The 25,546-nt window shown below is 44.7% G+C and carries 27 protein-coding genes; 12 read left to right on the top strand and 15 right to left on the bottom strand.

Going from position 1 to position 25,546, the window contains the following annotated elements; genetic code table 11:
• Positions 1 to 167: 167 nt before the first annotated feature.
• From QUB10_RS22890 to radA, 8 genes are all read right to left on the bottom strand, one after another.
• Positions 168 to 572, bottom strand: coding sequence for a TIGR02588 family protein (locus tag QUB10_RS22890; protein ID WP_333205565.1), 405 nt, complete (start codon positions 570 to 572; stop codon positions 168 to 170).
• Positions 569 to 1,423, bottom strand: a complete 855-nt coding sequence (locus QUB10_RS22885) for a TIGR02587 family membrane protein (protein ID WP_333205564.1) — start codon at positions 1,421 to 1,423, stop codon at positions 569 to 571. Before QUB10_RS22885 ends, QUB10_RS22890 begins: the two co-directional genes overlap by 4 nt.
• A 55-nt stretch (positions 1,424 to 1,478) precedes the next feature.
• Positions 1,479 to 2,012 carry a hypothetical protein gene (locus QUB10_RS22880; protein WP_333205563.1) on the bottom strand — a complete coding sequence of 178 codons (534 nt, stop codon included), beginning with the start codon at positions 2,010 to 2,012 and terminating at the stop codon, positions 1,479 to 1,481.
• Positions 2,013 to 2,390 carry a hypothetical protein gene (locus tag QUB10_RS22875; RefSeq protein ID WP_333205562.1) on the bottom strand — a complete coding sequence of 126 codons (378 nt, stop codon included), beginning with the start codon at positions 2,388 to 2,390 and terminating at the stop codon, positions 2,013 to 2,015.
• 111 nt (positions 2,391 to 2,501) lie between these two features.
• Complete coding sequence (locus tag QUB10_RS22870; protein ID WP_333205561.1) at positions 2,502 to 2,738, bottom strand: type II toxin-antitoxin system prevent-host-death family antitoxin; 237 nt, start codon at positions 2,736 to 2,738, stop codon at positions 2,502 to 2,504.
• 81 nt (positions 2,739 to 2,819) lie between these two features.
• A complete protein-coding gene (locus QUB10_RS22865; protein WP_333205560.1) occupies positions 2,820 to 3,149 on the bottom strand; it encodes a type II toxin-antitoxin system PemK/MazF family toxin in 330 nt (109 codons plus the stop codon).
• Between the two features lie 3 nt (positions 3,150 to 3,152).
• The gene (locus QUB10_RS22860; RefSeq protein WP_333205559.1) at positions 3,153 to 3,386 is read right to left on the bottom strand and encodes a hypothetical protein; all 234 of its coding nucleotides are present in this window, start codon (positions 3,384 to 3,386) and stop codon (positions 3,153 to 3,155) included.
• 52 nt (positions 3,387 to 3,438) lie between these two features.
• On the bottom strand, positions 3,439 to 4,995 hold the full coding sequence (gene radA, locus QUB10_RS22855) for a DNA repair protein RadA (protein ID WP_333205558.1): 1,557 nt from the start codon (positions 4,993 to 4,995) through the stop codon (positions 3,439 to 3,441).
• A 164-nt stretch (positions 4,996 to 5,159) separates the two neighbouring features.
• Here radA and rpaB point away from each other — a divergent pair, with 164 nt between their 5' ends.
• A complete protein-coding gene (gene rpaB, locus QUB10_RS22850; RefSeq protein WP_071587789.1) occupies positions 5,160 to 5,891 on the top strand; it encodes a response regulator transcription factor RpaB in 732 nt (243 codons plus the stop codon).
• 153 nt (positions 5,892 to 6,044) lie between these two features.
• Entirely contained in the window at positions 6,045 to 6,695 is a 651-nt protein-coding gene (locus tag QUB10_RS22845; RefSeq protein WP_333205557.1) for a cofactor assembly of complex C subunit B, read from the top strand.
• 187 nt (positions 6,696 to 6,882) lie between these two features.
• Here the strand turns inward: QUB10_RS22845 and hpsJ-A are convergent, their stop codons facing one another.
• From hpsJ-A to rfbB, 4 genes are all read right to left on the bottom strand, one after another.
• The gene (hpsJ-A, locus tag QUB10_RS22840; RefSeq protein ID WP_333205556.1) at positions 6,883 to 7,560 is read right to left on the bottom strand and encodes an HpsJ-like protein, cyanoexosortase A-associated; all 678 of its coding nucleotides are present in this window, start codon (positions 7,558 to 7,560) and stop codon (positions 6,883 to 6,885) included.
• Between the two features lie 171 nt (positions 7,561 to 7,731).
• Entirely contained in the window at positions 7,732 to 8,400 is a 669-nt protein-coding gene (locus QUB10_RS22835) for a cyanoexosortase A system-associated protein (RefSeq protein ID WP_333205555.1), read from the bottom strand.
• Positions 8,400 to 9,251, bottom strand: a complete 852-nt coding sequence (gene crtA / locus QUB10_RS22830; RefSeq protein ID WP_333205554.1) for a cyanoexosortase A — start codon at positions 9,249 to 9,251, stop codon at positions 8,400 to 8,402. The genes QUB10_RS22835 and crtA overlap by 1 nt, the downstream gene beginning before the upstream one ends.
• A 386-nt stretch (positions 9,252 to 9,637) precedes the next feature.
• On the bottom strand, positions 9,638 to 10,744 hold the full coding sequence (rfbB, locus tag QUB10_RS22825; protein ID WP_333205553.1) for a dTDP-glucose 4,6-dehydratase: 1,107 nt from the start codon (positions 10,742 to 10,744) through the stop codon (positions 9,638 to 9,640).
• A 357-nt stretch (positions 10,745 to 11,101) separates the two neighbouring features.
• On the opposite strand from rfbB, the gene QUB10_RS22820 reads away from it, so the two are divergent.
• The 3 genes from QUB10_RS22820 (at position 11,102) to QUB10_RS22810 (ending at position 13,706) form a co-directional block, all read left to right on the top strand.
• Complete coding sequence (locus QUB10_RS22820; RefSeq protein ID WP_333205552.1) at positions 11,102 to 11,644, top strand: hypothetical protein; 543 nt, start codon at positions 11,102 to 11,104, stop codon at positions 11,642 to 11,644.
• 455 nt (positions 11,645 to 12,099) lie between these two features.
• The gene (locus QUB10_RS22815) at positions 12,100 to 12,705 is read left to right on the top strand and encodes a DUF1517 domain-containing protein (RefSeq protein ID WP_333205551.1); all 606 of its coding nucleotides are present in this window, start codon (positions 12,100 to 12,102) and stop codon (positions 12,703 to 12,705) included.
• A 119-nt stretch (positions 12,706 to 12,824) separates the two neighbouring features.
• Entirely contained in the window at positions 12,825 to 13,706 is an 882-nt protein-coding gene (locus QUB10_RS22810; RefSeq protein WP_333205550.1) for a hypothetical protein, read from the top strand.
• Positions 13,707 to 13,902: 196 nt separating this feature from the next.
• Here QUB10_RS22810 and QUB10_RS22805 read toward each other — a convergent pair whose 3' ends face one another.
• Together QUB10_RS22805 and QUB10_RS22800 are read right to left on the bottom strand one after the other, a co-directional pair.
• A complete protein-coding gene (locus QUB10_RS22805; RefSeq protein ID WP_333058151.1) occupies positions 13,903 to 14,604 on the bottom strand; it encodes a hypothetical protein in 702 nt (233 codons plus the stop codon).
• Positions 14,579 to 15,166: a competence protein CoiA family protein gene (locus QUB10_RS22800; protein ID WP_333058152.1), complete on the bottom strand. Its 588-nt coding sequence runs from the start codon at positions 15,164 to 15,166 to the stop codon at positions 14,579 to 14,581. Before QUB10_RS22800 ends, QUB10_RS22805 begins: the two co-directional genes overlap by 26 nt.
• 116 nt (positions 15,167 to 15,282) lie before the next feature.
• Here QUB10_RS22800 and QUB10_RS22795 point away from each other — a divergent pair, with 116 nt between their 5' ends.
• From QUB10_RS22795 to QUB10_RS22775, 5 genes are all read left to right on the top strand, one after another.
• Positions 15,283 to 16,125, top strand: coding sequence for a Uma2 family endonuclease (locus tag QUB10_RS22795; RefSeq protein WP_333205549.1), 843 nt, complete (start codon positions 15,283 to 15,285; stop codon positions 16,123 to 16,125).
• Positions 16,126 to 16,137: 12 nt separating this feature from the next.
• Complete coding sequence (locus tag QUB10_RS22790; protein WP_333205548.1) at positions 16,138 to 17,550, top strand: DUF3370 domain-containing protein; 1,413 nt, start codon at positions 16,138 to 16,140, stop codon at positions 17,548 to 17,550.
• A gap of 77 nt (positions 17,551 to 17,627) precedes the next feature.
• Positions 17,628 to 18,632: an S-layer homology domain-containing protein gene (locus QUB10_RS22785; protein ID WP_333205547.1), complete on the top strand. Its 1,005-nt coding sequence runs from the start codon at positions 17,628 to 17,630 to the stop codon at positions 18,630 to 18,632.
• Positions 18,633 to 18,862: 230 nt separating this feature from the next.
• Positions 18,863 to 19,570, top strand: a complete 708-nt coding sequence (locus tag QUB10_RS22780; protein ID WP_333205546.1) for an alpha-ketoglutarate-dependent dioxygenase AlkB — start codon at positions 18,863 to 18,865, stop codon at positions 19,568 to 19,570.
• A gap of 52 nt (positions 19,571 to 19,622) precedes the next feature.
• The gene (locus tag QUB10_RS22775) at positions 19,623 to 20,996 is read left to right on the top strand and encodes a hypothetical protein (RefSeq protein WP_333154019.1); all 1,374 of its coding nucleotides are present in this window, start codon (positions 19,623 to 19,625) and stop codon (positions 20,994 to 20,996) included.
• A 149-nt stretch (positions 20,997 to 21,145) separates the two neighbouring features.
• Here QUB10_RS22775 and QUB10_RS22770 read toward each other — a convergent pair whose 3' ends face one another.
• A complete protein-coding gene (locus QUB10_RS22770) occupies positions 21,146 to 22,834 on the bottom strand; it encodes a peptidoglycan-binding protein (protein WP_333154018.1) in 1,689 nt (562 codons plus the stop codon).
• Between the two features lie 260 nt (positions 22,835 to 23,094).
• Between QUB10_RS22770 and alr the strand changes: the two genes are divergently transcribed.
• Together alr and QUB10_RS22760 are read left to right on the top strand one after the other, a co-directional pair.
• Entirely contained in the window at positions 23,095 to 24,297 is a 1,203-nt protein-coding gene (gene alr / locus QUB10_RS22765; RefSeq protein ID WP_333154017.1) for an alanine racemase, read from the top strand.
• Between the two features lie 400 nt (positions 24,298 to 24,697).
• Positions 24,698 to 25,546: a mechanosensitive ion channel family protein gene (locus tag QUB10_RS22760; RefSeq protein ID WP_333037311.1), complete on the top strand. Its 849-nt coding sequence runs from the start codon at positions 24,698 to 24,700 to the stop codon at positions 25,544 to 25,546.

The following is a 25,546-nucleotide window of genomic DNA, read 5'->3' as shown; positions in this document are numbered from 1 at the left end:
GCCCGTCCAAAAAGGACGGGCGGGACGCCCATCCCACAATAACAATTAAAATTGTAAGTTATTTAATTCGCGATCCTTAATAAGTAAGGTATTTTTAAACCCGCCCCCACCCAGCGACAGGATTTTATTAGGGTCACACTTAACGGACACGAGACTTGAAAACTTTGTTAAGGTAGTTGATAACTGCTCGATCGCACAATCAACTCACCTTGACTGGGGTTGCGGCTGAAAATAAAAGCCCCTTCTTGAGTTTCGCCACTTGACAAAAAATCAATTTGTTGATCGCCGGATTCTACAACTTCACCGTTGACGCGCAATTCGGCAATAATTTGCACAGACTCTGCCGTTTCGCCGCCCGTGTTAGTTACTGCAAACGGCACGTAAAATTGCCCTTGAGTTTCGCGAATAGGCGTGTTGCGAGTGAGAGAAATAACCGGAGGTTCCTGCTTTTTAGTCACCCAGTTGTAGAGTACAAGCCCGGTGAGGGAAAAGAGGATCGAGCAGGCGATCGCAAATGTCACCCATTCAGCAGGCGTTCTTTTTTGTTGCTGTTCGTTATTAGTTTCACTCATACCGCCAACCTCCCCGCCGCGCCACCAACAGCCGCCGGCAGTCCTAATACTAACGTATAGTTCAACCAAATCGACCACGGATCGTCAAAACTGAGTTTGTGGAAGAAAAACATCATAAATGCAGAAGCCGCCAGCGACACTAAATAGGCCATGACAGTTTCGCTGAGGGGACGCTGAAAAATCCCTTGCTGCTGCTGCCGTTTTGCTTGATAAGTAAAGCCGGCTACAAATACAATACCGTAGGAAATTAGCAGCGAGGCGGCGATAATTGCTAATTGCCAAGGCGGCGAAATACCTGCCGCTAGCATGGGAATTTCGTCTGTTGGGGCGATGTTGAAAGCAATGATCATCGCGCCGATTAAAGTAGCGCCGATATCTGCTAAAGTTGGGTTAATATTAGGTTCGCTGTCGCTGTCGGAACTTTGATAGCGATCACCGCTCAAAAAACCGTTCGCCAGGGCTACTCCCAAGGCAAAGGGCAGGCCTTCAAAGATGATTTTCCCCAAAGTTTCTTGCAGCGGAGTCTCCGGCGTAATTTCCCTGAGCAAAAATAGGACAAAAGCGGCGCAGACAATGCCAATGGCGATCGCTTCTACGGTATCGATTGCAGCATCTAGCCAGCGGATGTCCTTAGTTTTGCGAAAACCTTCAGTGCGAGTCAGCAAGAAAACGACGAGAAAAGTAGTTGCGATCGCGATCGACATTTGCGCTGGTTTAGTATACGAACCAATCCACCAAACCTCCATCGTATAAAGCAGGGGAATCCCGAACAAAAAGCCACCCGATGCACCTCGAATGATGTCGTTTAGTTCATTAGACCACTGATTTTTACGTCTTTTTGATTTGTTCATGTTTCGGCTAACAAGCGAATTAAAAAATTGATAAATTATGATTTTTTTGACAACATTACACAGTTTGTGATTTATTTTCTAATTCCTTGATTTTGTTTTGCAACCTGGCAATTTCATCAATTAACTGCAACACTGTAATTGCAATATCTGGTCTAACTTCTGGTTGCACCGTATTGTCAATCTGCGACTGCGCCCACTCTTGCAGTTGCTTTAACTTTCCTAGTTTGCTAAAGACAGGATTGCCATCATGTTCAGCAATGGTCGCAACATCTTGACTGAATGCAGCTAACTTAGCAAATAGCTCATCCTTCCGCGAACCTGCCCAAATGCCCTGATTCACTGTGTAATATGCCTGGTTAGGAGCAATAAATGTCACATTAGGCTTAGCTAAAAAGTTATTATCTAAACCTTGTGATGAATCAAAGGTTTCGCAAACAATCTGTAATATTTGTGTAAATTCTTGCTGTTCTTCAACTGTAAGCGCACGAGCGAACAACACAGTATGAGTATGTGCAGTGATATTATTATTTGTACTTTGGCGATTTTTTGAACGAATTGTTAAATCCTTCAAAGTGTAATGTTTTTTCATTTATCCTACTTCTTCGTAAGGTTGAAACTCAGCTTTTTCATTTAAAAATTCAAACGCATTAATTGAAAACCATATTTGCTGTGCAGAGAACATCACATTGGCAATTGGCTCAATTTTAGCTTCTCCTCTACCCAACAGATAGTTTAATTCTACCACAGGCAAAGACATTTCAATAACTGTGCAGCCTAATGCCTCTAAACCGGGTGCTAGGGTAGCAAAGAACCAGGCCACTTCTGGATCGAATGCAGCATACCAACCGATACCTAATTGTATGGGCTGAGTTTGCAAAGCTAGCAAGCGAGATCCGTTTAACCCGTTATTAAGAATATCCAATGCACTCTCAATATCTGTACCGTGATAGAGTGTTACGATTGCCATAACTATCCCTTTAATAAGTGTGGTTATTTGCAATCGTCTCATAGTGTTTGCTACTAAAGAACGATATTTTTTCCTTCGATCGTGGTTAGGCATGAGTGTCCAACAACAACCTCATTCCATGTACTCCTTAAACTCTTCTAGCGGTTCGTCAAAATCATCGGACATCCAAACCATTCCTTTAGCACTCCCAGCTTTGGATGGCCAGCGCTTCTTATTAGCTGGCGGTATTCCTACCAATTTTACAACAGGCGGGTTATCTTGAGTAATCGCTACTTCTTCGCTTCTCATCGCCGCTTCGATTAATTCCAGAAGCTTTTCTTTTGCCTCAAGAATGTCTACTTGATACATAACTCGTGCCTCCGCATACAGTTGGAAATTTGAGATTTGAGATTTGCCGTGACTAATGAAGCTTGCGATCCTGTATTTTCATCAAATGAAAGACCAGATTTGTTTGACTCTATCTCGCACTTGCGCCAAATCATCAGGGGTTAATATTCCCAGTCTCCTTTCAACTAAACTTTTTTGTAACGTGTTCAGTTTATGCAAGCGAACCACTGAAGGCCGCTTTAATCCTGCTTGTTGCCATTCCTGAATTTCGACATCAAAGTTTGTACGAGTAATTTGACTGGTTATCTTGGCAACAATCATGTCTTCATCTCCTGTGTCCAACAGTACCAAACCAGGACGGCGTTTAGTTTCGGCTGCACCCGCAAAGATGAATCCGACTAGAACTAATTCTCCAAACTGATAATTAGTCATAGCTCAAATCTCATCGTAAATTGCATCTTCTTCGCTGTAATCGGCAAAGAATTGTTCGGCGGCAAGACGATGCCAATCTGTTTTCTCCTCTACTTCATCGGCTTCTGAGTTTGTTTGTTCATTCACCAGAATTATCACTCTTACATCTTGGTTGACTGCCAAGTATTTTAAAATGTCATCGGTCAAGTTTATTTTCCCTTCCGATGTAACTTTTGCTGGAAATTCGTAGGCTTTCATAATGTGAGTTTTAGATTGGTGTTTTCCCAGTTATTGCTACCTTAACATAATCTCAATTAAACAAATCCTCTTCCTCCAAATCAACCGACTGTAATTCCATATCACCAGACTGCAACTGAGCCGGAGTAGCAGGAATCGCTGCAATAATTGCATCGATTACTTTCGCCACCGGAATAATCTCCATCCCCAACTCTGGCACCGGTTGATTCTTAGGAATAATCGCCCTTTTGAAACCCAACTTAGCTGCTTCCCTCAGCCGCAACTCTAATTGGGAAACCGGCCGCACCTGTCCCCCCAAACCCACTTCCCCAAGCAAAACAGTGCGTGCATCAACCACCCGATCGCGAAAACTGGCCACAACGGCGATCGCAACTGCCAAATCCGCCGCCGGTTCGTCCACCTTCAACCCGCCCACCGTCGCCAAAATCACATCTAATTTAGATAAAGGAATCCCCACCCTTTTCTCCAAAACAGCTAAAATTTGCTGCAATCTAGCATTGTCCACACCCGTAGTAGTACGGCGCGGCGAACCAAAACTCGCAGGGCTGACTAACGCCTGAATTTCCACTAAAATCGGTCGAGTTCCTTCGCAAGTAACAGTCGTCGAAGTACCGGGAGAAAATTCATCTCTATTCCCTAAAAACAACTCCGACGGATTATCTACTTCTCGCAAACCGTGGGCTACCATTTCAAAAACACCGATTTCGTGAGTCGCCCCAAAACGGTTTTTCATTGATCGCAAAAGTCGATGAGAAGCAAAGCGATCGCCCTCAAAATAAAGTACAGTATCTACCAAATGTTCCAAAACCCTCGGCCCCGCCAAAGCTCCATCTTTCGTAACGTGACCGACAATAAATAAAGTAATATTTTCCCTTTTCGCCACCTGCATCAAAGCAGACGTACATTCCCGCACCTGAGCCACCGAACCCGGAGCCGATGTTAAACTAGCAAAATAAATAGTTTGGATGCTGTCAATCACCGCCACATTCGGTTTCAGGGCTTCCAACTCCCGCAAAACAACTTCTAAATCCGTCTCTGGAAGCAAATAGAAATTCTCCGCTGAATTGTCCTCGGAATCCCTTTTAGCTTCCCCGTTACTGCCAGATTTATGCCCGCCGTTGCTTGACAATTCAACCGGATTAGCCACGCCCAAACGCTGCGATCGCAACTTCACCTGCTGGCCGGACTCCTCCGCACTAACATACAGTATCCGATCCTTGCGGGCCAACATATTCGCCACCTGCAACAGCAGCGTCGATTTACCGATTCCCGGTTCCCCGCCAATCAACACCAGCGAGCCCGGAACAATCCCGCCTCCCAAAACTCGATCGAGTTCCCCGTAACCAGAAGGCCAGCGAGACTGAGTTTGGTCAGCAATCTGCGATAATCTGAAAGATACCCTTGGTTGACCCTTCGACTTATCAGGGGGCGAACCGCCCACTGTCTTAGTTGTCACCCCAGTTAAACCCGCCCGCGGCACACCAGCAGTAGGTTGTTCTAACTGCTCGTCAAAAGAATCCCACTTCTGACAGCTAGGACATCTGCCAAAATATTGTGGTGAATCATACCCGCATTCCCGACAAATATATTGTATTCGAGGCTTAGGCATTGTTTACTATGATAAATAGTCACCCTAACATTTAGAAAAGTCTGAGTTAAAGCAATTATCAAGCTTTCAGACCGATCGCCGCCCATGATTCAATTTGTGTCTTCTATGATAGGGTACAAAAAAATAACATTATCTGAAATGTAACTTAAGGAGTGCTCGGTAACTTGGAAAACCATAAAGAAAAAATTCTGGTAGTCGATGACGAAGCCAGTATCCGGCGCATTCTGGAGACTCGCCTTTCCATGATTGGCTACGATGTCGTCACCGCTGCTGACGGCGAAGAAGCTCTTGAAACATTTCGCAACACCGAACCCGACTTAGTGGTTTTGGACGTGATGATGCCGAAGCTAGACGGTTACGGCGTCTGTCAGGAGTTGCGTAAAGAGTCAGACGTACCCATCATCATGCTAACTGCTTTGGGAGACGTAGCCGATCGCATCACCGGTTTAGAATTGGGCGCCGACGATTACGTCGTCAAACCTTTCTCTCCCAAAGAACTTGAAGCCCGCATCCGTTCGGTACTGCGGAGGGTTGACAAAAATGGAGCATCGGGCATTCCCAGCTCTGGAGTCATCCACGTCACCAATATCAGGATTGACACCAACAAGCGCCAAGTTTACAAAGGCGACGAACGAATTCGCCTCACGGGCATGGAATTCAGCCTGTTAGAACTGCTTGTCAGCCGTTCTGGAGAGCCTTTTTCGCGATCGGAAATTTTGCAGGAAGTCTGGGGATACACGCCAGAACGCCACGTAGACACCCGCGTAGTGGACGTTCACATCTCGCGGCTTAGGGCAAAGTTGGAAGACGACCCCAGCAATCCCGAATTAATTCTCACCGCCCGCGGCACCGGCTATCTCTTCCAGCGAATTGTCGAAATTGGAGAAGTAGGATAAAGTCAGTTGGCAGTTGGCAGTTGGCAGTTGGCATTAGTTAAATTACCAACTACCAATTACCAATGACTAATGACTAATGACTGTTGACTAATGACTAATGACTGTTGACTAATGACTAATGACTGCTGACTAATGACTAATGACTAATGACTAATGACTAAATCTGATCCCAATAAAGTTTTGCGGCAATTGCCCTTAGTTGCAGGAGGGTTAGCAGGTACGCTGCTAATGGTAAACCGCTTGCTGACAGAGCAAATTACAGATTCTCAAGCTCGATCGGACGCTTTGGGAGTAATTATCAGCGCTCTGCTGATTTTAACAGGTTTGCTGTGGCAGCAGGTGCAAGCGCGATCGCCCGATTCGGTAAAACTTATCGGCGAAGAAGGTTTTGAATTTGCGCCGGATTTGCCGGATGCCGTGAAAATAGAATTAGCCTGGGCGTCGCGTTTGCTGTTGACAAATACCGCCACAAGGTCGATCGTAATTGTGTATCAGGGAAAAGTCCTATTGCGGCGCGGCATTTTAGGCATCAATCCCGAAGTCAAACCCGGGCCAATTTTGCAGCGAGTGCTCGACAAAAATAAACCAATTTATTTAGTAAATCTTAATATTTACCCCGGCAAAATTGAATTTGACTATTTGCCAGAAAATACTCAAGGAGTTATCTGTCAACCCATCGGCACCCAAGGCGTTTTAATCTTAGGTGCTAACGCGCCCCGCAGCTACACAAAACAAGATGAAAACTGGGTTGAAGGCATTGCCGACAAACTAGAAAATACCCTCAGTCAGCACCTAAATTCCTAAGTAGGGGCGGGTTCACCAACCATATAGATGGAAAACCCAAAATTCCATAAACCCGCCCCAACCCCACCAACAATCTAAATGTACATTCATATTTACCGTGGGGCGGGGACGGGTTTATTTAGATTGTTCGTCATTGTTATATATGGTTGGTGAACCCGCCCCTACGAATATTGAAATGGCTGGACTACTAGCGAGCCCAGTCAGTACCGCGCCACAGTGTAAAAAACAAAACACTAGAAATCAGCGCGCCCAGCAGCCACTTAACAGCATTTTTAAATAACCCCAAGCGCTGACTTTGCTGAACCGCAGCACTTTGCGTCTGTAACTGTTCCTTAGCCGGAGTAATTCTCGAAAGAATTTGCTCTTTCAATTGCTGTGGGTTTTGCGTATCCGCTGGTACCCCCAAACGAGTAAGTTCCCCCGCCAAATTCCTTAAATCTTCAGGACTACCCTTATTCAGCCGTTCTTCCACCTGCTGCAACTGAGCTAATTGTTGGTTTGCTTGAGTAGTAATTTGCTGGTTGTTTTGGTTGTTGACGTAGATAGTGCCAAAAATTCCCAAAGGCAGCATCAACAGAAAAACCAGACCTAGCAGCAGACAAACCCAAGACAAAACCTTCAAAAAAACTTCTTCCAAACCTCTGCGGTCGTACCCTTCGCCAAAAAATATCAGCGCCATTGCCAGTAAAGGAACGGGAACCCGTTCCACTACAGCCCCAATCGTTTGCAATTCCCAGAGGCGATTGCCAAAATTTGCTGGTATAAGAGTTGCGATCGTATCTAATACAGACAAAATTAATAGACCGTAGCCAATCCAACGCAGTCTGTAGATAGAAAAACCTTGTTCGCCTTGTAAGTCATTCATAAAATAATCAGAGTTGTTGTTAAGAAAAATCTCTCTTGACGCCGCCCAAGAACGGATACAAGCCCCCGACAACAGTCGTGGAGAGTCAAACATTTTAGACTTTTGTCCCAGCTTCCCGATTCACCTGTGGAGTAAATCTAAAAGCTAAAAGCTAAAATCGACTGAATCGAGTCAAGGCTCGGGGAATCGCGGCTGCCACCACTCATACCAAGAAACCCAAGCATTCTCTAGAATTTTTTTGGCATCTTCTGGAGTTGTTTTATCCAAAGGCACAGACATCTGAGTCCACAAACAGCGCCGGTCTTGAATATTTCCCCTACCCAACAACCAAAACAGAATACGGTTTGGCTGCCAATCGCGAGTATTTCGATTATATCTAAACTGTTGGGAAGTTACTGTAGCACTGCCACGAGGATTGATACACGAACTCAAATACAGTCGATCTTGCTGTTGCAAAATTCCGTGAAACCCCGCGCCTTGAATGTTTGCCAATGCTAGTTTACCAGGAGACGACTTGAGAACTGTATGTCCCCTCATCATACCTTCCACTGCCCCAATGGTGTCTACCGCATAGCGCATCTCTATTTCTAGAGCCATGCTATTTTTTTGATATTCATATTTCCTGGCAGCTTTGAATTCTGAATTGTCGCTAAGTTCGATCGGCGCGCTCTTGTTTAGTTTCCAATCGGCTAAAGGCACCGACTCGGGAAACTCAAACGGGGTGGCCACAGGCTTGCCATCCGAGGGATAGAAAACCAATTTTCCGGCAACCAACAAAACCCCTCCCAAAGTAACAGCCAACAGGGAAAGCCTAAGTGGTTTCCAAGAGGTAATAGCCATTAGCAATTCTGTCCTTCCTTATTTTGGGGTTGGTCTTTCAAAATTGCAAACCAGCAGAATAACCCGAAAATAAATACAGCAATCATCGAAAATATTACCGAACCATTTCCTTCGTGCCAGTATTTAAATGCTGCGGGTTGAGATAGCGATACCAGCACGGCTAGGAGACCCACTCGCGCGGCATTAACTACAAATGCAGTAATTATTGCCACGAATGGCAATACAATTTTCTGACCCGTAGTGGTAGGAAACATCAGTAAGAAAACCAGAGCTAGTCCTAACAATTGTAGCATCGCATTCACCCCGGAACAGCCGTGATTCACTTCCACGCTTCCCTTTTCCAGAATTAGAAAAACCCCTTTTCGCACCACGTCAAATCCTACATAGTGCAGGATGAAAGCTGAAAATTTAGCGGTTAATTGGGGGACATCAACCAATACTCCGATCAATCCTGGAGGAATAGCTGTATAGCCAAGAATTAGAAGTTCCTGCCAATATTGTTTCAGTCCTTTTGTGCCGGAAGCCAGCAATGCGAGACTAATTGCCGACAAAAAAGGCGTTGCTCTGATAAAGAAGTCGTATCCAGATATCGACGAACTTTTGAGCAATATTAAAGCAATTAACGATGTCCCAAATAAGCTGGCGAAAATTCCGCTTTCAAAAGTTAAGGATTCGTGCCTTTCCCAAATGAGAAATGCTACGACTCCCCAAAACAGTAACATTGTACCGAATAGGTCTGTGTCGTTTGTTCTGGAAGTTAGAGTTAGGTGTAGGGCAATCAAACCGGAGGCGATGCCTAACAGCCAGTATTTAGGTTCTTGGATGTGCTTGAGCCAGTTGATTTCGGTCATTGCTGCTTTGTGTTTTTCCTAAAAGCTTCTAAAATGCTTACTCTTGTAACTCTATTAAAATTATCAGCTACAAACACTTGAATTTATACGTTTCGGATGATTTTTCACTAAATCTTCACAATGATTGACAATGGCGAATGTGTGTGATAGTTACCTGCACCCAATTAATTCTGAAGTTAGGAGCAAAGACCAAAGAAAACAGGTTTTTTAACTCGGGTCGATCGCACTTAACGAAAGATTTTCCTTTCTCTAACCGGGTTTTTGCGCCGGGAGTTTAAATGTAAAGTTTGAAGGCAAGACAGAAACCTTTCTGGACGCACTCTTGAGCTGGAAAACCAGTTTTTTACTGGTTCTGGTTTTTTGTAGCCGGTGCGTCCAGGAGGAGATTAGTTAGAGTAGACTTTCCGGTAGTAAGTTTGATATTCCTCCGAAAGCAGGGGTTCCCACCACTCTCGATGGGCTAAGTACCATTCTACAGTCTGTCGCAAACCTTCTTCAACTGTTACTGAGGGAGTCCAACCTAACTCTGTTTTAATTTTGGTGGCATCAATAGCATAACGCCGATCGTGCCCGGCTCTGTCTTTGACAAATGCGATCAATTGTTCGCAAGGACGAGCGGGTAAATCAGAAGCTAATTCGTCCATTAGCTGACACAGCATTTTTACTAAATCGATATTTTTTACCTCGTTATTGCCGCCAACATTGTAGGTTTCCCCAGGCTGACCACGGTGAATAACGGCATCTAAAGCGCGGCAGTGGTCGAGAACGTAGAGCCAATCTCGCACGTTTTGACCGTCGCCGTAAACTGGCAGCGGTTTGCCCAATAGCATATTGATGCACATTAATGGAATGAGCTTTTCTGGGAAGTGATAGGGGCCGTAATTGTTGGAACAGTTGGTGATAATTGTCGGGACGCCGTAGGTGTGGAAATAGGCGCGGGCGAGGTGGTCGCTGCCAGCTTTGGAGGCTGAGTAGGGACTGTTCGGCGAGTAGGCGGTTGTTTCTGTGAAGGCTGGGTCATCGGGACCGAGACTGCCGTAAACTTCGTCGGTAGAAACGTGGAGGAAGCGCATTTGTGCTTTGAGAGATGCCTCATCAATTGCTTCAAAATGCTTGCGGAAGGCTTCTAACAGTGTGAAGGTTCCGACAACGTTTGTTTGAACAAAGGCGGCAGGCCCGATAATTGACCTGTCAACGTGGGATTCTGCGGCAAAGTGCGCGACTGTGGTGATGTTTTCTTCTTTGAGCAAGGTATCGACTAAGGTACGATCGCAAATATCACCCTGCACAAACCGAAAATTTTCGCCTCCTTCCAAAGTTGCCAGGGTTTGTCGGTTTCCGGCGTAGGTTAAAGCGTCGAGTACGACTACTCGATCGCCCGGATAGCTTTTGCACCAGTGATGGACAAAATTCGAGCCGATAAATCCAGCCCCCCCCGTCACCAACAATCGGCGAGGGGCTCGCTCAATGCCTTGAGTCGCGTTGTCTGTCATAAAAATAAGAGTTATTCCAATAACTAAGCCTTTACAAAAGTAGCCTTAAAAGTAGTTTGTCACCAAGTGTTTGCCGCTCTGTAATTAAATTTTCTACTGTCTCACCTCAGATTTTCTTATTTGGGCGCGATCGAACTCTTGGCTCACCTGACTGGAAATTATACCCCTGTCTTAGTCCAAACGCTTACATATCAAACATGGCAGATTTTTTAGCGGGCAATTTTAAATTTGAATTGCGTGAGGCTATAGCTGACTTTTGCGATCGATCCTCGATATGGGCGGCGGGCAGAGTTGATACTTTTGTAAAGAGCTGTTACCATTAATTTTTTAATTATCCTTTACAATCTCCCGAGCAACATGAAGAAGTTTCAAGTGTTAGCTGGCATTGCTTCCGTCGTCGCGATCGCAAGCAGCATCGCCATAGGTGACGCCGCATCTGCTTTCCCCTGTTCCTACAGCAAATCTGGCGCTGCTAAATCTGGTTCTGCGACAACCCTCCTAGGTTCCGGCGGCTCGGAGCGCATTAATCCGTGGAAATCATACAAAACAGCAGCTCTCGGTTTCCTCGGTTTGGCTGGAGTTTTGGGTGGCGGAGCGGCCTACATGAGCTACCGTGCCGGCAAGCGCGCCTCTGCTGCTTGCGCTGCGATGACCGATAATTTTGAAGTTTTTGAAGAGTCGGCTCCGATGGCAGATGCAGGTGTTTCTGGACACTTGGAAGTTCCGGCATTGCTCGATTTGGCGCCGGCGGGTGCTGTAGCTGAGTCAGCAAATGCGGTTGCAGTCGTTCGCGAACACCCAGAAGCTCCAGGCGGCGAGCTGGATTTGCCGGTTTCGCCAGTTGCTGAGTTGAGTTCTGAAATTGCGATCGAACAAGTCCAAAGCGCGATCGTCAAATAGTTATCTCAAACCAACATATTCGCTTAGCGCACCTCCAATCTTGCAAGATTGGAGGTTTTTTGAGTCTAAATTATCTACCCTACAATTTCTTGTCATGGCGATCGCGAAGCACTGCAAACAATAGACAGATGAATCGATCGCACACAATCTCATATTTCGGCAAAGCAAACGAGCGCTGAATTAATATCAATTAAAAAAACTCTTGCTACAATCATCAATCTCATACCAATTATTAAAAGTCGCTGCTCCCAGTCACGACAAGGCAGTATCGTTTTCCTACTGTATTTGATCCGATGGAAAACTGCGATAAAATTAGAGGAGTCAAAGCGAGACAGTAGGCAGCCGAGGCGATCGCTAAAAATACTCTTCAGATCAATCTGAGGGTAGACGGCAAGAGTTCAAATCCCCTGCTATGGTGGGAAATATAGCCCTACAGATTACTATTCTCGGTTATTATGAATGCTTGGCGCGATCGATTCAATCAATTTACAGGTCAAACTAGATTGGCAGTTTGCCGGGTGTTCGTTCACCTAACAGGCGAAGAAGTTGCACCGCTGTTAGGAGTTCTCAACCGCACCGCCAGACAAGCAATTGATGCTGATGGCGACATAGCAGTTTTAGGAGAAGGTCTTGTAGAAATTTGCAATCACCTGTTGCAGTACGATAACTACTGGCAATCAGCCGCCAATGAAGGCGATGTTTTTTGGAATGAAGGCGAAGCGGGCGATTATGTGGATGAACTTTTCATTGATTCAGCCGATCGCTATCTCAGCGAGCCTCAATACAGTACATCTGTTTACGATAAAAATTCTCCTTTGTCTTTGCCGGTAACTAGAAATGTGGTGGTGATGCTGACAGTTGCGTATGAAGGCGAAGTTCCTGCTCTAGAAACTGACCTTGCTGACATCAGTGCGCTGAAAGTCGGTTTAAAAGCCCTGATTAATTTACATTACCAAGAAAGGCTCCGAGCTGTGCAAGTTCACTTTTCTCCCGCACAGTTGGGAGACGAACTTACCAACGAGCAAGTGTTGGTCAATTTCCCCGAACTTATTCCCCTTTAAGGAAGGAGTAATTAGTTATTAGTTATTAGTTATTTGCGGTGCCCAGAGCGGAGTCGAAGGGTTATTTGCTACCAATGCGCGATGCCCGATGCCCAATGCCCAATTCCCAATTACTATTTATGATGCTGCGAAAACTGACAATTTATTTAATGGCTTTAACTTTTTTGTGGACGGCAACCGGCTGCGGTTCTCCTCGCACACAAACTTCTACAAATCCTGCTGGAAATCCGAATATTAACACTGTGCGTCCTGCACCAAACAATAACTTGGCTCAAGGCCAATATCCCGTACAGCAAGCTACCTACGACGATGCTGATGGCGAATACAGTTTGATGTTGCTGAATACTCCCCCCGGCAGTCCCCCAGTTTACCGCACTAGGGATTTGCAAATGGCTCGCTTAACAAATGAAGAAATATCGGCAGGCAAGAAAAGTTATCTAAATGTGGATAACAATCAAGCGGTTTTGCATTTGACAGAAGATTTTAAAATTGAGTACGTTCACAACGTTACCGAAACTGTTCCTAATCCTCAAACAGGTCAGCCACAAACCGTAGTAGTGCGGCAGCAATCTGGCTTCTGGGCACCGTTTGCTGGAGCTGTGGCCGGTCAGGCGATCGGCAGTTTGTTATTTAGACCGCAATATTATATGCCGCCAGTCTATCAGCCGGGAATTATGACAGGATATGGCGGCTATGGCAATACTTACGGCCAAGCTGTTAACCAATATCAAACTCGCTACCAAACTCCGCCTCCGGCTGTGAGAAACCGTCAAGTTTTAAGGACGACTGGCCGCTTGCGATCGCCCACATACAACCAGCCAGTAAGACCCTCAGCACGGCCAAATGGCAATCGATCGACCGGTTCGGGTTACGGTGGCAGCACTTTGAGGCGATCGCCCAACTCAAATTCCCCCCAGCAAAGGCGGAGTCCGAGTTTTGGTAGTGGCAGGAATTCTCGTCAACCGAGTCGCAGTCGTTCTTTTGGCGGCAGAAGGCGTTAAGAATATCATGTTTCAAACTCAGGCCAAATGTATCCTGGCCTTCGATCATTGCTAATTCGAGGATTCCACTCTGGATTTATCGTCAGCAATTTAGGCCAGGGCTGTAAATCATTTGCCCTCAATTCCTGATGATAAAATCGGACGATCTCTTTGAAAAATTTCAACCGCAAAGGATGCAAAGTAAGAGATATCGCTATTATTTATGAGATGTGCCTGTACGTTTCAACTGCCACTCATGCGCCCTTCTTTTTGCAGCCTCGATACCACTTTTAGGTAGAAGTTCACCACGCCAGGGTTTCAGTGCTTCTGGATTTTCCACCACCCAATATTCATCAGCCCCATACCCCTCTTTTTTTTCTTCTTTTTCTTTTTTTATAGCTTTCTTCGCATTGAGCGATCCAATATGACCATTTACGGACGGTTCACCGCGCTTTTGCAGCGCTAACCCTCGCTTAATTTGATCGGGTTTAATTTTTGGCCAAATCTCTAAACATCGCTTAAGCATCAAATCCGTAGTGTAGTGCAGCCAAGGAGATTTACCAGAAGCCAAACCACAATCAAATTCATAATAATATTGAATACCCAGTTCAAACTTCTTGACAGAGCTTCCAAAACGATCGAAACAAGAGTTGATAATCTTATCTAAAATCGCCAGTCCAGACTGCTCAATAGTTAGGTCAAATCTCTGCCATTCATTATTTTGAATGTAAAGGCAGCGAAAAATATATAGCGTCTCAATAACTTTTGCAGTAGGTTTTCTTTCATTTAGCCGTTTTTCTAATTCTAAGTTAGTCATAAAGAGATCGAAGAGATCAAGCATTTTGCCAGAGCGTTCATTTTTTTGATTGTCATACCAATAACCTTCACTTAACCTAGAGTAAACCCACTTTAACTCCATCTTGACTTCCTTGAGCGTGGGCGGACAATTGGTCGTAATTGAGTACGAGGGCAAATCCAAACTTTGAGTGAGACCAATCGAGATTGGATTTGGTATTTGCAGCTTTGCCAAGCCACCAAATAACGTCAACTCCTGCATATAAGTAATCCTCTGTTCGTTTTTCAAGTTCTTCAACTGTTATTGAAGCTAGTTGGCACTCGTGAGCGACTATCCACCCGTTAGGAAACTTTGCTACAACATCAGCAATCCGCCTTACTTCAGGAATAGGAAACTCATATTCTATTTCGGCAAGGCTGTACTCTGGCAGTTCTGTCTTGAGAGTTTTTGCTATCAACTCTTTCCCTGCAAGATGTTCAGGACTTTCTGGATGGCTTTGGTAATCGCTTGTGCATTCTGCTTTGTGGGCAAAATGAGGTTTTTTGATCATCCCTTGCTTAATAATCATCGGACTACCACAAAGCTGACATACTAAGTCACCTGCTTGCAGTTCAGCACGAGGATTTTTCAATTTTGTAATGTCTACTCGTTCGTTAGTGCTTGCGATTTTGGCAATTAACGGCATGGTCACACCTCTAGTTAAACGATAGACAGAGAGCGTATTAAACAGTTTAAAGCCTTTCCATATAAAATGGCTATACTTAAATAAAGCATCTGTCCTTTCACGATCGGATAGCTGACATGACCCAAAGCCTCAACCCCACAACCTTACCTCCCGCCTTTCCCGATCACACCCAACTACCTGACTCCGACGGCACGTTTGTGAAAAACTTCCAAGAACATCCCCAGAGTATTCTACTCACCGACTCCCTGGAAACTACACTGCAAACCCTTCACCCCGACGGACAATATGCGATCGGGCAAGATAGCGGCATTTACTGGCGCGAAACCGACCCTCCAGAAAAGGGAGCCGAAGCACCTGACTGGTTCTACGTTCCCAACGTTCCGCCCCTAATAGATGGGGAAATTCGCCGCTCTTACGTGATTTGGCGCGAGTATATTGTGCCATTGATTGCGATCGAATTTGCTAGTGGTAATGGCTCTGAAGAACGAAACAATACTGCCTTATCTCGCTTACCAGAAGGTGTCAACCAGAAACCAGGAAAGTTTTGGGTATACGAGCAGATTATTCGCATTCCTTACTATGCGATTTACATCATTAAAACGAGTGAATTGGAAGTCTATAACTGGGTGAATACTCGTTATCGCCGTTTGCAACCGAACGATCGCGGACATCATCCGATCGACCTGATGGGAGTAGAGTTAGGTGTGTGGGAAGGTAGCTATCAAAATCAGCATCAGCGATGGTTGCGTTGGTGGGATAATCAGGGTAATTTGTTGTTAACTGGTAGCGAACAAGCTAGACTCGAACGCCTCCATACCGAACAGGAACGCCAAAGGGCCGATCGCGCAGAACAAACCCAACGGGATGCGATTCCCCAACTGCTGGCAATGGGTTTAACCGTAGAGCAAGTGGCTCAGGCGCTGTCGCTGTCGGTGGAAGATGTACAGAGATTGGGCTGACAGTTAACTTTCATGATTCAGAAACCAAATCTCTTTTCTCGAATTGCTGGCATTTCTACGATCGTCCTTTGTGCAGTCGGCGGATTGTTGTACGTCAAAAAACCCGTACAATCTGTTCCCGCAAAACCAGCACCCGCAGAAATTGTACAAGCTACGGAAGTGCGATCGCTCCCCGGAAAACTCGACAACATCCCCCTCTTCAACAGCAACAGTCCCGAATGGGTCAAAAAAGAAGGCATTTTGCTTTCAACGTTTCCCCCAGACGGCAAAAAAGTCCCCGCAGCTCACCTGAACTTTGCCTTTCAAGGGCAATTCAACCTGTTTGCTCACCATTTTTCTCACACTCCGGCAAATTTACGCACTTTGTATATCGCAGCTTTGCTCTACAATCCCGGCTCCGAACCCGTGACGGTGGAAGTGTTGCAGGCTGCCAGTTACCTGATGGAACCAGACGCACCGTTCAAACAAAAACCAGCACTAAGTGAGACTCCCAACGGCGAAATATATTCTGGCCCTGGGATTCGCGCTGTCGATAACGTTTTGCGGGGAATGCGGCAGCCGGATTTTCCCGCAAAACTGCTGATTGCACCGGGAGAAACCGCATTGTTGATGAATCGCCCTATTCCCGTGCGGGGTCTGGAAACGCCGATAAATGGTCGTTCTACCTTTGTGCGGCTCAAAAGTAGCGGCAAGGTTTACGCCGCAACTTTGGCAATGTATGCACCTCAAAATGCTGATGGGGGCGAGCGCGCGCCAACTCTGGAAGAATGGCAGCAATTGCTGAATAATGGCGGTTTGGCAGGCCCCCGCGACAAAACCCCGACTCCCCCCGACGCGACTTCGGGAAGCCTGATTTACGGCCGCGTGGCAGGGGTGCAGCAAGGTTCGGGATGGGAAGCGGAATTAGTCGATCGCGATGCTAAAAATCTGGCAATTCCCCAGACTGGAAAAGCGATATCCTATGCGATCTCTACCTTGCGCGGGGGCACTTTGGGAACCCAACAAGTGCAAGCAGGAAAAATGCTGGCGCGCTATCCCGACACCGCTTACGAAGCCCACGGCAATTACGGCGTACACTACAATCTGATTTTGCCACTGCATAACACTGCCCAAAAACCGCAAACGGTAGCGGTGAGTTTGGAAACGCCTTTAAAAGAAGATCGACTCTCAAAAAATGGATTGCGATTTCGCCAACCTTCCCTAGATTTTCCCTATTTTCGAGGTACTGTGCGGCTGCGCTACCGAGATGATGGAGGTTACGATGTAACTCGCTACGTGCATTTGTGGCACCGTTTCGGTCAAGTTGTGGAACCGATGGTAAAGTTGAGGTTAGCTGCGACAGAAACGCAATCGGTAAAAATTGATTTTATTTATCCTCCCGATTCTACGCCCCCGCAAGTATTAACAGTGAGAACTTTGGAATAGTTGATTTATTTATTTCAGTCACTACCAGACCCAAAAAATATGTGATTTAATTTCTACATTAGTATGTAGGTGACAATATGTCTTCTTCACAACCCCCGTCAGGGGAAAGAAATCCTCTAGGATTGGATGAATTGATTGCTATCTTGGTTGCCTTCGGCACGATGGGAGCAATTTTATTTTGGGTAACAGGTAAAAATCCCGATCGATTGAATGCCAGAAATTGGCAATTTCCAGCCGTTTTTTCTCAGCCTGCTGTTACGCCCGCGACTCCGGGAATATTAACGCCAGAATCGCCAAATTCGGATTTGCGATCGCCCGCTGCAACCCCCGTTCCGTCAAAACCGGATGTCGCACCTGTTGCACCTTTAGGGCGGATTTTACCGGCAACTCCTCCGGTGGGTGTAATCGTTGTTCCTCCCAAGCCAATTGCGCGATCGACTCCCAATCCAGCAATTACCAAACCGAAAGCTGATAAACCCAAAGTTGGGCCCGTTAGATTCTCCGATGTTCCTGACAAATATTGGGCGCGTCCGTTCATTGTCGCTTTAGTCGATCGGAAAATCTTTACTGATTTCACGGACAACAAATTTCGTCCCGACGAACCGATGACGCGAGCAGAACTAGCGCGCTTGGTTCAGCGAATGTCCGACGACAAAGAGCCGATCCGAAAACCCATTGATTTTAAAGACGTAAAAGACAAGAGTCCTGTCGCTCCTGCGATCGACCGCAGCGTCAAAACTGGATATCTTAAAGGATACCCAAACAATGAGTTCCGTCCCGACAAAAATATTCCCCGCGTGGAAGTCATCACAGCTTTAGCGAGCGGTTTGAGCCTGAAACCCTCAACAAAAGCCAGCAAAACTTTACAGGTTTATACAGACAGGAAAAAAGTGCCGAAATGGGCAGTTAACAAAGTAGCAGCAGCCACAGAAGCTGGCATTGTGGTCAACCACCCGAAGCGCGCACTTCTGCAGCCTAATAGAACAGCAACTCGCGCTGAAGTAGCAGCCATGATTTACCAAGCTATGGCCAAAAAAGGGCAAGTACCTGCTAAGTCTTCTGAGTATGTTGTGCGACAGTAATTAGAGGACTGAAGCCCTTCTTTTTTCTATTAGTCTGACTTGGGCTTGCGGGTAGTCAGAAACCGGGTTTTTTGCGACAATACTTCCTCATAGCTGACAGAATCAGCCAAAAACCCGGTTTCTTGGGTTTGCCGGCCGTCAGAAACCGGTTTTTTTGCGACAATACTTCCTCATAGCTGACAGAATCAGCCAAAAACCCGGTTTCTTGGGTTTGCGGGCAGTTGAGATCGATGTTAAAATCACAGGAATCATGCCAAATCATCATTCCACACTCATTGATTCGATTTGAGGCAATTATTATGTATCATCAGATAAGACTTGGGGATAATCAGCTAGATAGCAGCGATCTTCAAGAAACAGTAGTTATTGATACTGATGGAGAAGTGATATTTTATCCCAATTTTTTTAGTATCGAAGAAAGCGATCGTCTTTTTTCCGATTTATATTCTAGTATTAACTGGAAACAGGATATTATTCATTTTTATGGAAAAAAGATACCTTTACCCCGACTTACAGGTTGGTATGGAGATGAAGGCAAATCCTATACATATTCCGGCATCGAACAGCATCCAGATCCTTGGACTCCCACACTCAAATTAATTAAATTAAAGGCTGAAGAGATATCAGAAGTTACTTTTAATAGCGTTCTTCTCAATCTATACCGTCACGGTAAAGATAGCGTTTCATGGCATAGCGATGACGAGCCAGAATTAGGAGAAAATCCGATTATAGCCTCAATTAGCTTTGGGGCAACTCGCCGATTTTCCTTAAAGCATAAAATCTCAAAAGACAACAAAATTGATATTAATTTGCTCAATGGTAGTTTGCTGTTGATGAAAGGTAAAACCCAGCATTGCTGGCAACATCAAATCCCTAAAACTTCTAAATTTGTGGAACCAAGAATCAATCTAACTTTTAGAGTTATCAAACCAGTTTAAAATAAATAAAATAAAATTTCATCGCTGCTATCAAATCAGGGTTAAGTGAGTTATGAAAAATCTACTTTTATTAGGAACCTTAAGCTTTAGTATTGCTTTTTGTTTGGGTATAGCAGTAGAAAAAAATATTCCTAAAAGTGCTGCCATCGGTGGTATAGCGACAATTAGCACCCTTAGTAGTGCCTTCGTTTTAAGCAAAAAATCTGACCGAGAACTTGAAAATATCCGCAGCCATGCCGAAAATTTAAAAAGCATTGAAAATCAGATTTTAAGCCTGAAAAATAAAAGAATAAAACTTGTACAGGCAATTGATAGCAAAACTAAATCAAAAACCACGATTGAAGCAGAATACAACTCAATTGTGAGCGAAGTAGAGCGGCTTAAAGAAGAGGTTAAATCTCTCAATATACAGCGAGAAAGTCTGCACAATGTAATTGCTAATCCTAAAATTCAAGACATAAAAATTAAACCTCAAATTCCTGTTAAAACTGAAGTAGCAAAACCAATCAAAAAGACAAGAAAGACAATATTGTACAATTGCATTTTAGATGGATTAGAAAATTCGACATACTTTTATCACAAAAACAACCAGGGAAGCTTTGAAAACTATTTACAATCATTACAAAAACCCGCAGAAGAATTGTGGTATTCTTATAGATCGAATCAGGTTAAAGTAAATTATTCGGAGCCGTCAATTCAAGCAGTTTATTTAATGCGTTATTATCCCCATTATGCGTACATGAATTTTCAAATATTAGAAATGATACACGCTCAAAATTTATTAAAGAATCTAACAAATGAAACGCTAGAAGTATGCTTATTTGGTGCAGGGCCCTGTCCAGAAATCGTAGGTTTAAGTAAATACTTATCAGATAAGTATCAAAACATTAAAAAATTAACTGTTAATGTATATGATATTGCTTCTGAGGAATGGACTTTAAGCAGAAATATTACCGAAAAATTTGTGATACCGGAATACTGGTCCGGAGATTTAAAGCTAAATAGTAATTACCTAGATTTATGCGAATCTAATTCTCTTCACTCAATCAAAACAACAATTCAAAAAAGCCAAATGTTCATTTTTCAAAATTGTTTGAATGAAATTTATAATATATCTACAGTTCAAACAAATCTCAATTTTTTGCTTAATGAAATACCTGTAGGTGGTGTAATAATAATTATTGATTTATGTAACTATAACCAAAACACCACCATAATCGATCGATTGAAAGAACAAGTAAGTAATCGAGATGATTTTGAAATTTATTGCCCTCAAGCTAAAGATACTAAAATTAAAGCTTGCTTTCCCATTCCACCACTAATCACACAACATCTCTTAACTGGAAAAGATAAGTTAGTACCTCGTAGTAAAGATATCGATTGTCTTTTTATAAGTTTGCACAAAATTAATCTAAAAGCTTCGTAATTGATATGAAATTCGGTTGCAAAGGCATCGTCACCTTTGCTACCGCCTTAATTCTGAGGACTAAAGTTCTCACTCCGAACCATTTTGTAGTAAGGACTTTAGTCCTTCTTTCTTAGTCCACGCTTGAGTGAACATAGAAACAAGCTAAATTAATCTTGAAACACCATAATACTGCCCGAATAGCAAGCTACCCAAACCTGATTAGTTTCCGGATCGTAAGTAATCCCGATCGGGCTTGAATTAACCTTCACTGTTTGCAGCACTTTCATATCGCTCGTCCTAACTTTGCTAACAGTATTCGAGAAATAGTTCACCACATAAAGTAGTTTTCCCTGATCGGAAATTGTCATGCTGCGAGGTGCTCTTCCTGTCGAAACTTTGTCCACCACTTTACCAGTTTGTAGGTCAATTTTGGCCACATTTCCTTCACCATTTAAAGTGGCATAAAGATACTTTCCGTTAGGATCTATCGTCAAATGACGCGGCGCATTGCCAATATTTCTCAGCCATTCTACCGAAAAGTCTATCAGATTTACTTTCGCAATGTCGGAAGAACCCATGATGGCAACATAGGCATTTTTTGAGTCGGGAGTAACAACAATACCGCGAGGATATGCACCCAGTTTCACCCGCTCGATTTCGATATTTTTATTGATATCAACTATGCTCAAATCCCAACTGCACCAATTGCTAGCCAGGGCGAAGCGATTGTCAGGCGAAACAGCATTGAATTTCGGCACTGCACCTACAGGAATTACCTTTTCTATTTTCAAAGTTTTGGTATTGATGCGGTACAGAAAACTTTGGTCGTGTTTTGCGGCTGGAGAACACCTGTCGGTTCCCGGATTGCTAAACCCAGAACCGTACATTTTGTAGTTGGAGACGTAGGCATATTTGCCATCAGTTGAAAAAGCGGCTTCTACGGGAGATCCTTTATAATTGCCTTTGAATTTAGAAAAGCCGAACTTCGACAAGTTTACTGTATCGGGAATAGTCTTGACTAATTTAAAGTTCCTGTCGTAAACTGTGATGGTGTGACGGTACATCATGTTTTGAGCAAAAAACAAGCCGTCTCCCGAATAAACTATTGATTTTGGCGAGATGTTGCCGTAAATTGTTTTTTTCAAGGTCATTTTTCCTTGAGTGTTGTCGGGAGGATTTACTAGCCTTGTGGTTGGTGATTCACTTTTTTTATCCTCGGAATTTTCAGTTTTAAAAGGTGGCAAAGATGGTTCTTGAAATAGAGGTTCTGGGGGCTGAGTTTTAGTTTTATCTTCGACTTCGTTTGTGTTTTCTGTGGCGGTAGGAGATGGCGAAGGTCGATCGACATTTGGCGCGATTTTTTCCGCAGCTTCAATACTCCCCTCTTCCGGCTTACCTTTCAGCGCTGACAAGGTTTTAGGGCCGACAATTCCGTCAACTTTCAGGTTGTTCTCTGCTTGAAACTTTTTCACAGCAGCCTGGGTGAGAGAACCGTAAAATCCTGTAGCCTTACCGCGAAAATAGCCTGCGTTTTGTAGAGTTTTCTGAAGTTGGGCTACTTGGGGGCCTGAATCACCTTTTTTGATGGCGAGTGCGGGATTGACTAAATTTAAAATTGTGAGAGCGATCGTAAAGAAAAGTAAAGGAGCAGAGGCTAACTTTAGGTGCATTTTTGAGTTAGTTCTTTGAAGCAGACATCTTGTACCATTTTCATGAACAGGCAAGATGCCTGTTCCACAAGAGTTTAAGTTGTTGTTTGTGGGGAGTAGGGGTTGGGCATCTTGCCCGCCCTTGAAAGCCTGATTTGTAGCCGTTTCCCAAGTTTTAGCTAAATGTAGGTAGGCTAGTCCGTCCATAGTTTTTACCGGGTATTTTTGGTGCTATGATACACCAGTTAATACCATTTTAGATTTTAGATTTTAGATTTTAGATTTTAGATTTTAGATGGGGAATGACTTATGGAATATGGGTTTGCAGCTTGCCGACCGTTGCATTCTTTTTTCAAACTTGTATAACATTGATTAAAGGAAAAATCTTATAATCAAACTTAGGGTAAAATATCCTAGCAGTTTTGAGAGCAGTTTTTAATGGTGTAAGCAAGTAGGAGCGATCGACAATGTGGAGTGGGGAACAAACAACCGCAGAATCAACGACAAAAGAATCCCGCCAGACTTTGCTGTGGGAAGGTGACGGGGGACTATGCCAGCGGGCTTGGGTAGAAATCGATTTAGCAGCTTTAACTCACAATGTAAAACAGCTTAAAAATCGCTTATCTCCCCACACGGAACTGATGGCCGTTGTGAAAGCGGATGCTTACGGGCACGGTGCTGTTGCAGTCAGTCAAACAGCATTGCAAGCAGGTGCTAGTTGGCTGGGAGTGGCGACAATTCCCGAAGGAATAGAATTGCGAGAAGCTGGGATAGAAGCGCCGATTTTGCTGTTGGGGGCAACCCATACAGCCCAACAGGTAAAGGCGATCGCCCAATGGCACTTGCAGCCGACTATTTGTACTGCCAAACAAGCCCTAATTTTTTCGGAAGTTCTCGCTGGTCTTAACCAATCTTTGCCAGTTCACGCTAAGTTGGATACGGGAATGTCTCGCTTGGGTACGCCCTGGCAGGAAGCAACAGAATTTGTGCAATTAGTCAAGCGGTTGCCAAATTTAAAATTAGCCAGTATTTACTCTCACTTGGCGACTGCAGACAGTCCCGACCCCACAGTTATGAGAGACCAGCACCAGCGGTTTCAACAGGCGATCGAGCAAATTAAAATAGCAGGAATTAACCCCCCTCGCCTCCACTTAGCAAACTCTGCTGCCGCCCTCGCTGACCCGGATTTGCACTACGATTTAGTGCGAGTCGGTTTAGCTACCTACGGTCTATATCCAGCTCCTCACTTGCAGTCGAGATCCAATTTGAAGCCCGCAATGCAGGTAAAAGCTAGAGTAACCCAGGTGAAAACAATTGAAGCAGGAACCGGCGTAAGTTACGGCTATCAATTTATAGCTCAGCGGCAGACACAGATTGCCGTAATTGGTATCGGCTATGCAGATGGTATTCCGCGCAATCTTTCTAATAAAATGCAGGTTTTAGTCAGGGGTCAGTTCGTGCGGCAAGTGGGCGCGGTGACGATGGATCAATTAATGCTGGATGTAACTGATATTCCCGATTTAGAAGTCGGCGAAGTGGTGACGCTGTTGGGCAAAGATGGGGAATATCACATTACTGCTGACGATTGGGCCGCGACTTTAGGAACTATTTCGTGGGAAATTCTCTGCGGTTTTAAACACCGATTGCCCCGCGTAGCAGTAAACTGTTAACAATAGTCCGGCAGGGGTTTAAACCCCTGCCTCATAGCTAAAGTCGGTTAAAACCGACTCAAGAGTTTGAAGGATAAAATTATCGACTTTATACCAATTTTTATGAGGCTACATAGAATCCGATCCCCCCTAGCCAAGAGGGCGGGCACTCTTAGCACCGCCCCTACTAAGGGGGGGACAAGATTCCGATCAAAGTCAACCCCTACTTCCCTTATTAAGGGGGAGTAGGGGGTATGCGAGGGGGAGCGAGATATGTGAAAATTCACATTAAATGGGTATTAGTCCTCTTTTAGAGGACTTTAGCTATGAGACAGGGTTTTCAACCCCTGTCGGACTCTCGGAATAAGCGATAAGACTGAGACTGCAATTTTCAATTTCCCATTCCCAATTCCAAATTAACATGACAGTTATTCAGACGTTTTTACCAATAGCCCAAACATTCTATTCTCAGCTAAATGCAGAAAGAACACAAGCCTTGGAAGTAGCCCAAGAATTCTCGAAAAAATTCGTAGAATTGGGGTTTAAAATTGTACCTCAACTGCTGTGGGCGATCGGCATTTTGTTAATTACGCGATTTGCGATCGGCTTTGCGGGCCGCGTGACTCGCCGTGCACTGAGTCGCACCGAAGCCACGCTGCGGAAATTTTTAGTTCAAGCTGCTGAAATTACGATTTTGGTAGTGGGAGTAGTCGCCGCTTTGAGTCAGTTGGGAATTCAAACTACCAGTGTGGTTGCGGTGGTGGGCGCGGCGGGTTTAGCCATTGGTTTGGCGTGGCAAAATACTTTGTCGCACTTTGCTGCTGGGGTAATGTTGATTAGTTTGCGGCCCTTTGAAGTCGGGGATGGGATTGAAGCTGGCGATGTTAAGGGAGTGGTGGACAGCATCGGGATTTTTTCAACAACGGTGGTGACAGACGATCGCATAAAAATTATTGTCCCGAACAATCAGTTGTTTAACGGTACACTGAAAAATACAACGGCAATGGGAACGAGGCGAGTAGACTTGAAGATTGATATTGGCGATCGGCCAATTCGTCCAACTGTAGCTGAGTTATTAGAAATTGCCCACTCTCACCCGCTGGTGTTGGAGAATCCGCCCCCGACTTGTTTGGTGGCCGAGATTACTCCCGATACAACTATTTTATCTCTCCGACCTTGGTGCGCGTCGGTGGCCTACGAACAAGTGCGATCGCAAGTTCAACAATACGTCAAAGAGGCAATGGATGCCGACAACAATCAAGAACAATAG

It is taken from the genome of Microcoleus sp. B5-D4 (assembly GCF_036705145.1).
GTDB lineage: Bacteria > Cyanobacteriota > Cyanobacteriia > Cyanobacteriales > Microcoleaceae > Microcoleus.
Note: the sequence above shows the minus strand (reverse complement) of the source record. Positions and strands in the feature narration are given on the sequence as shown.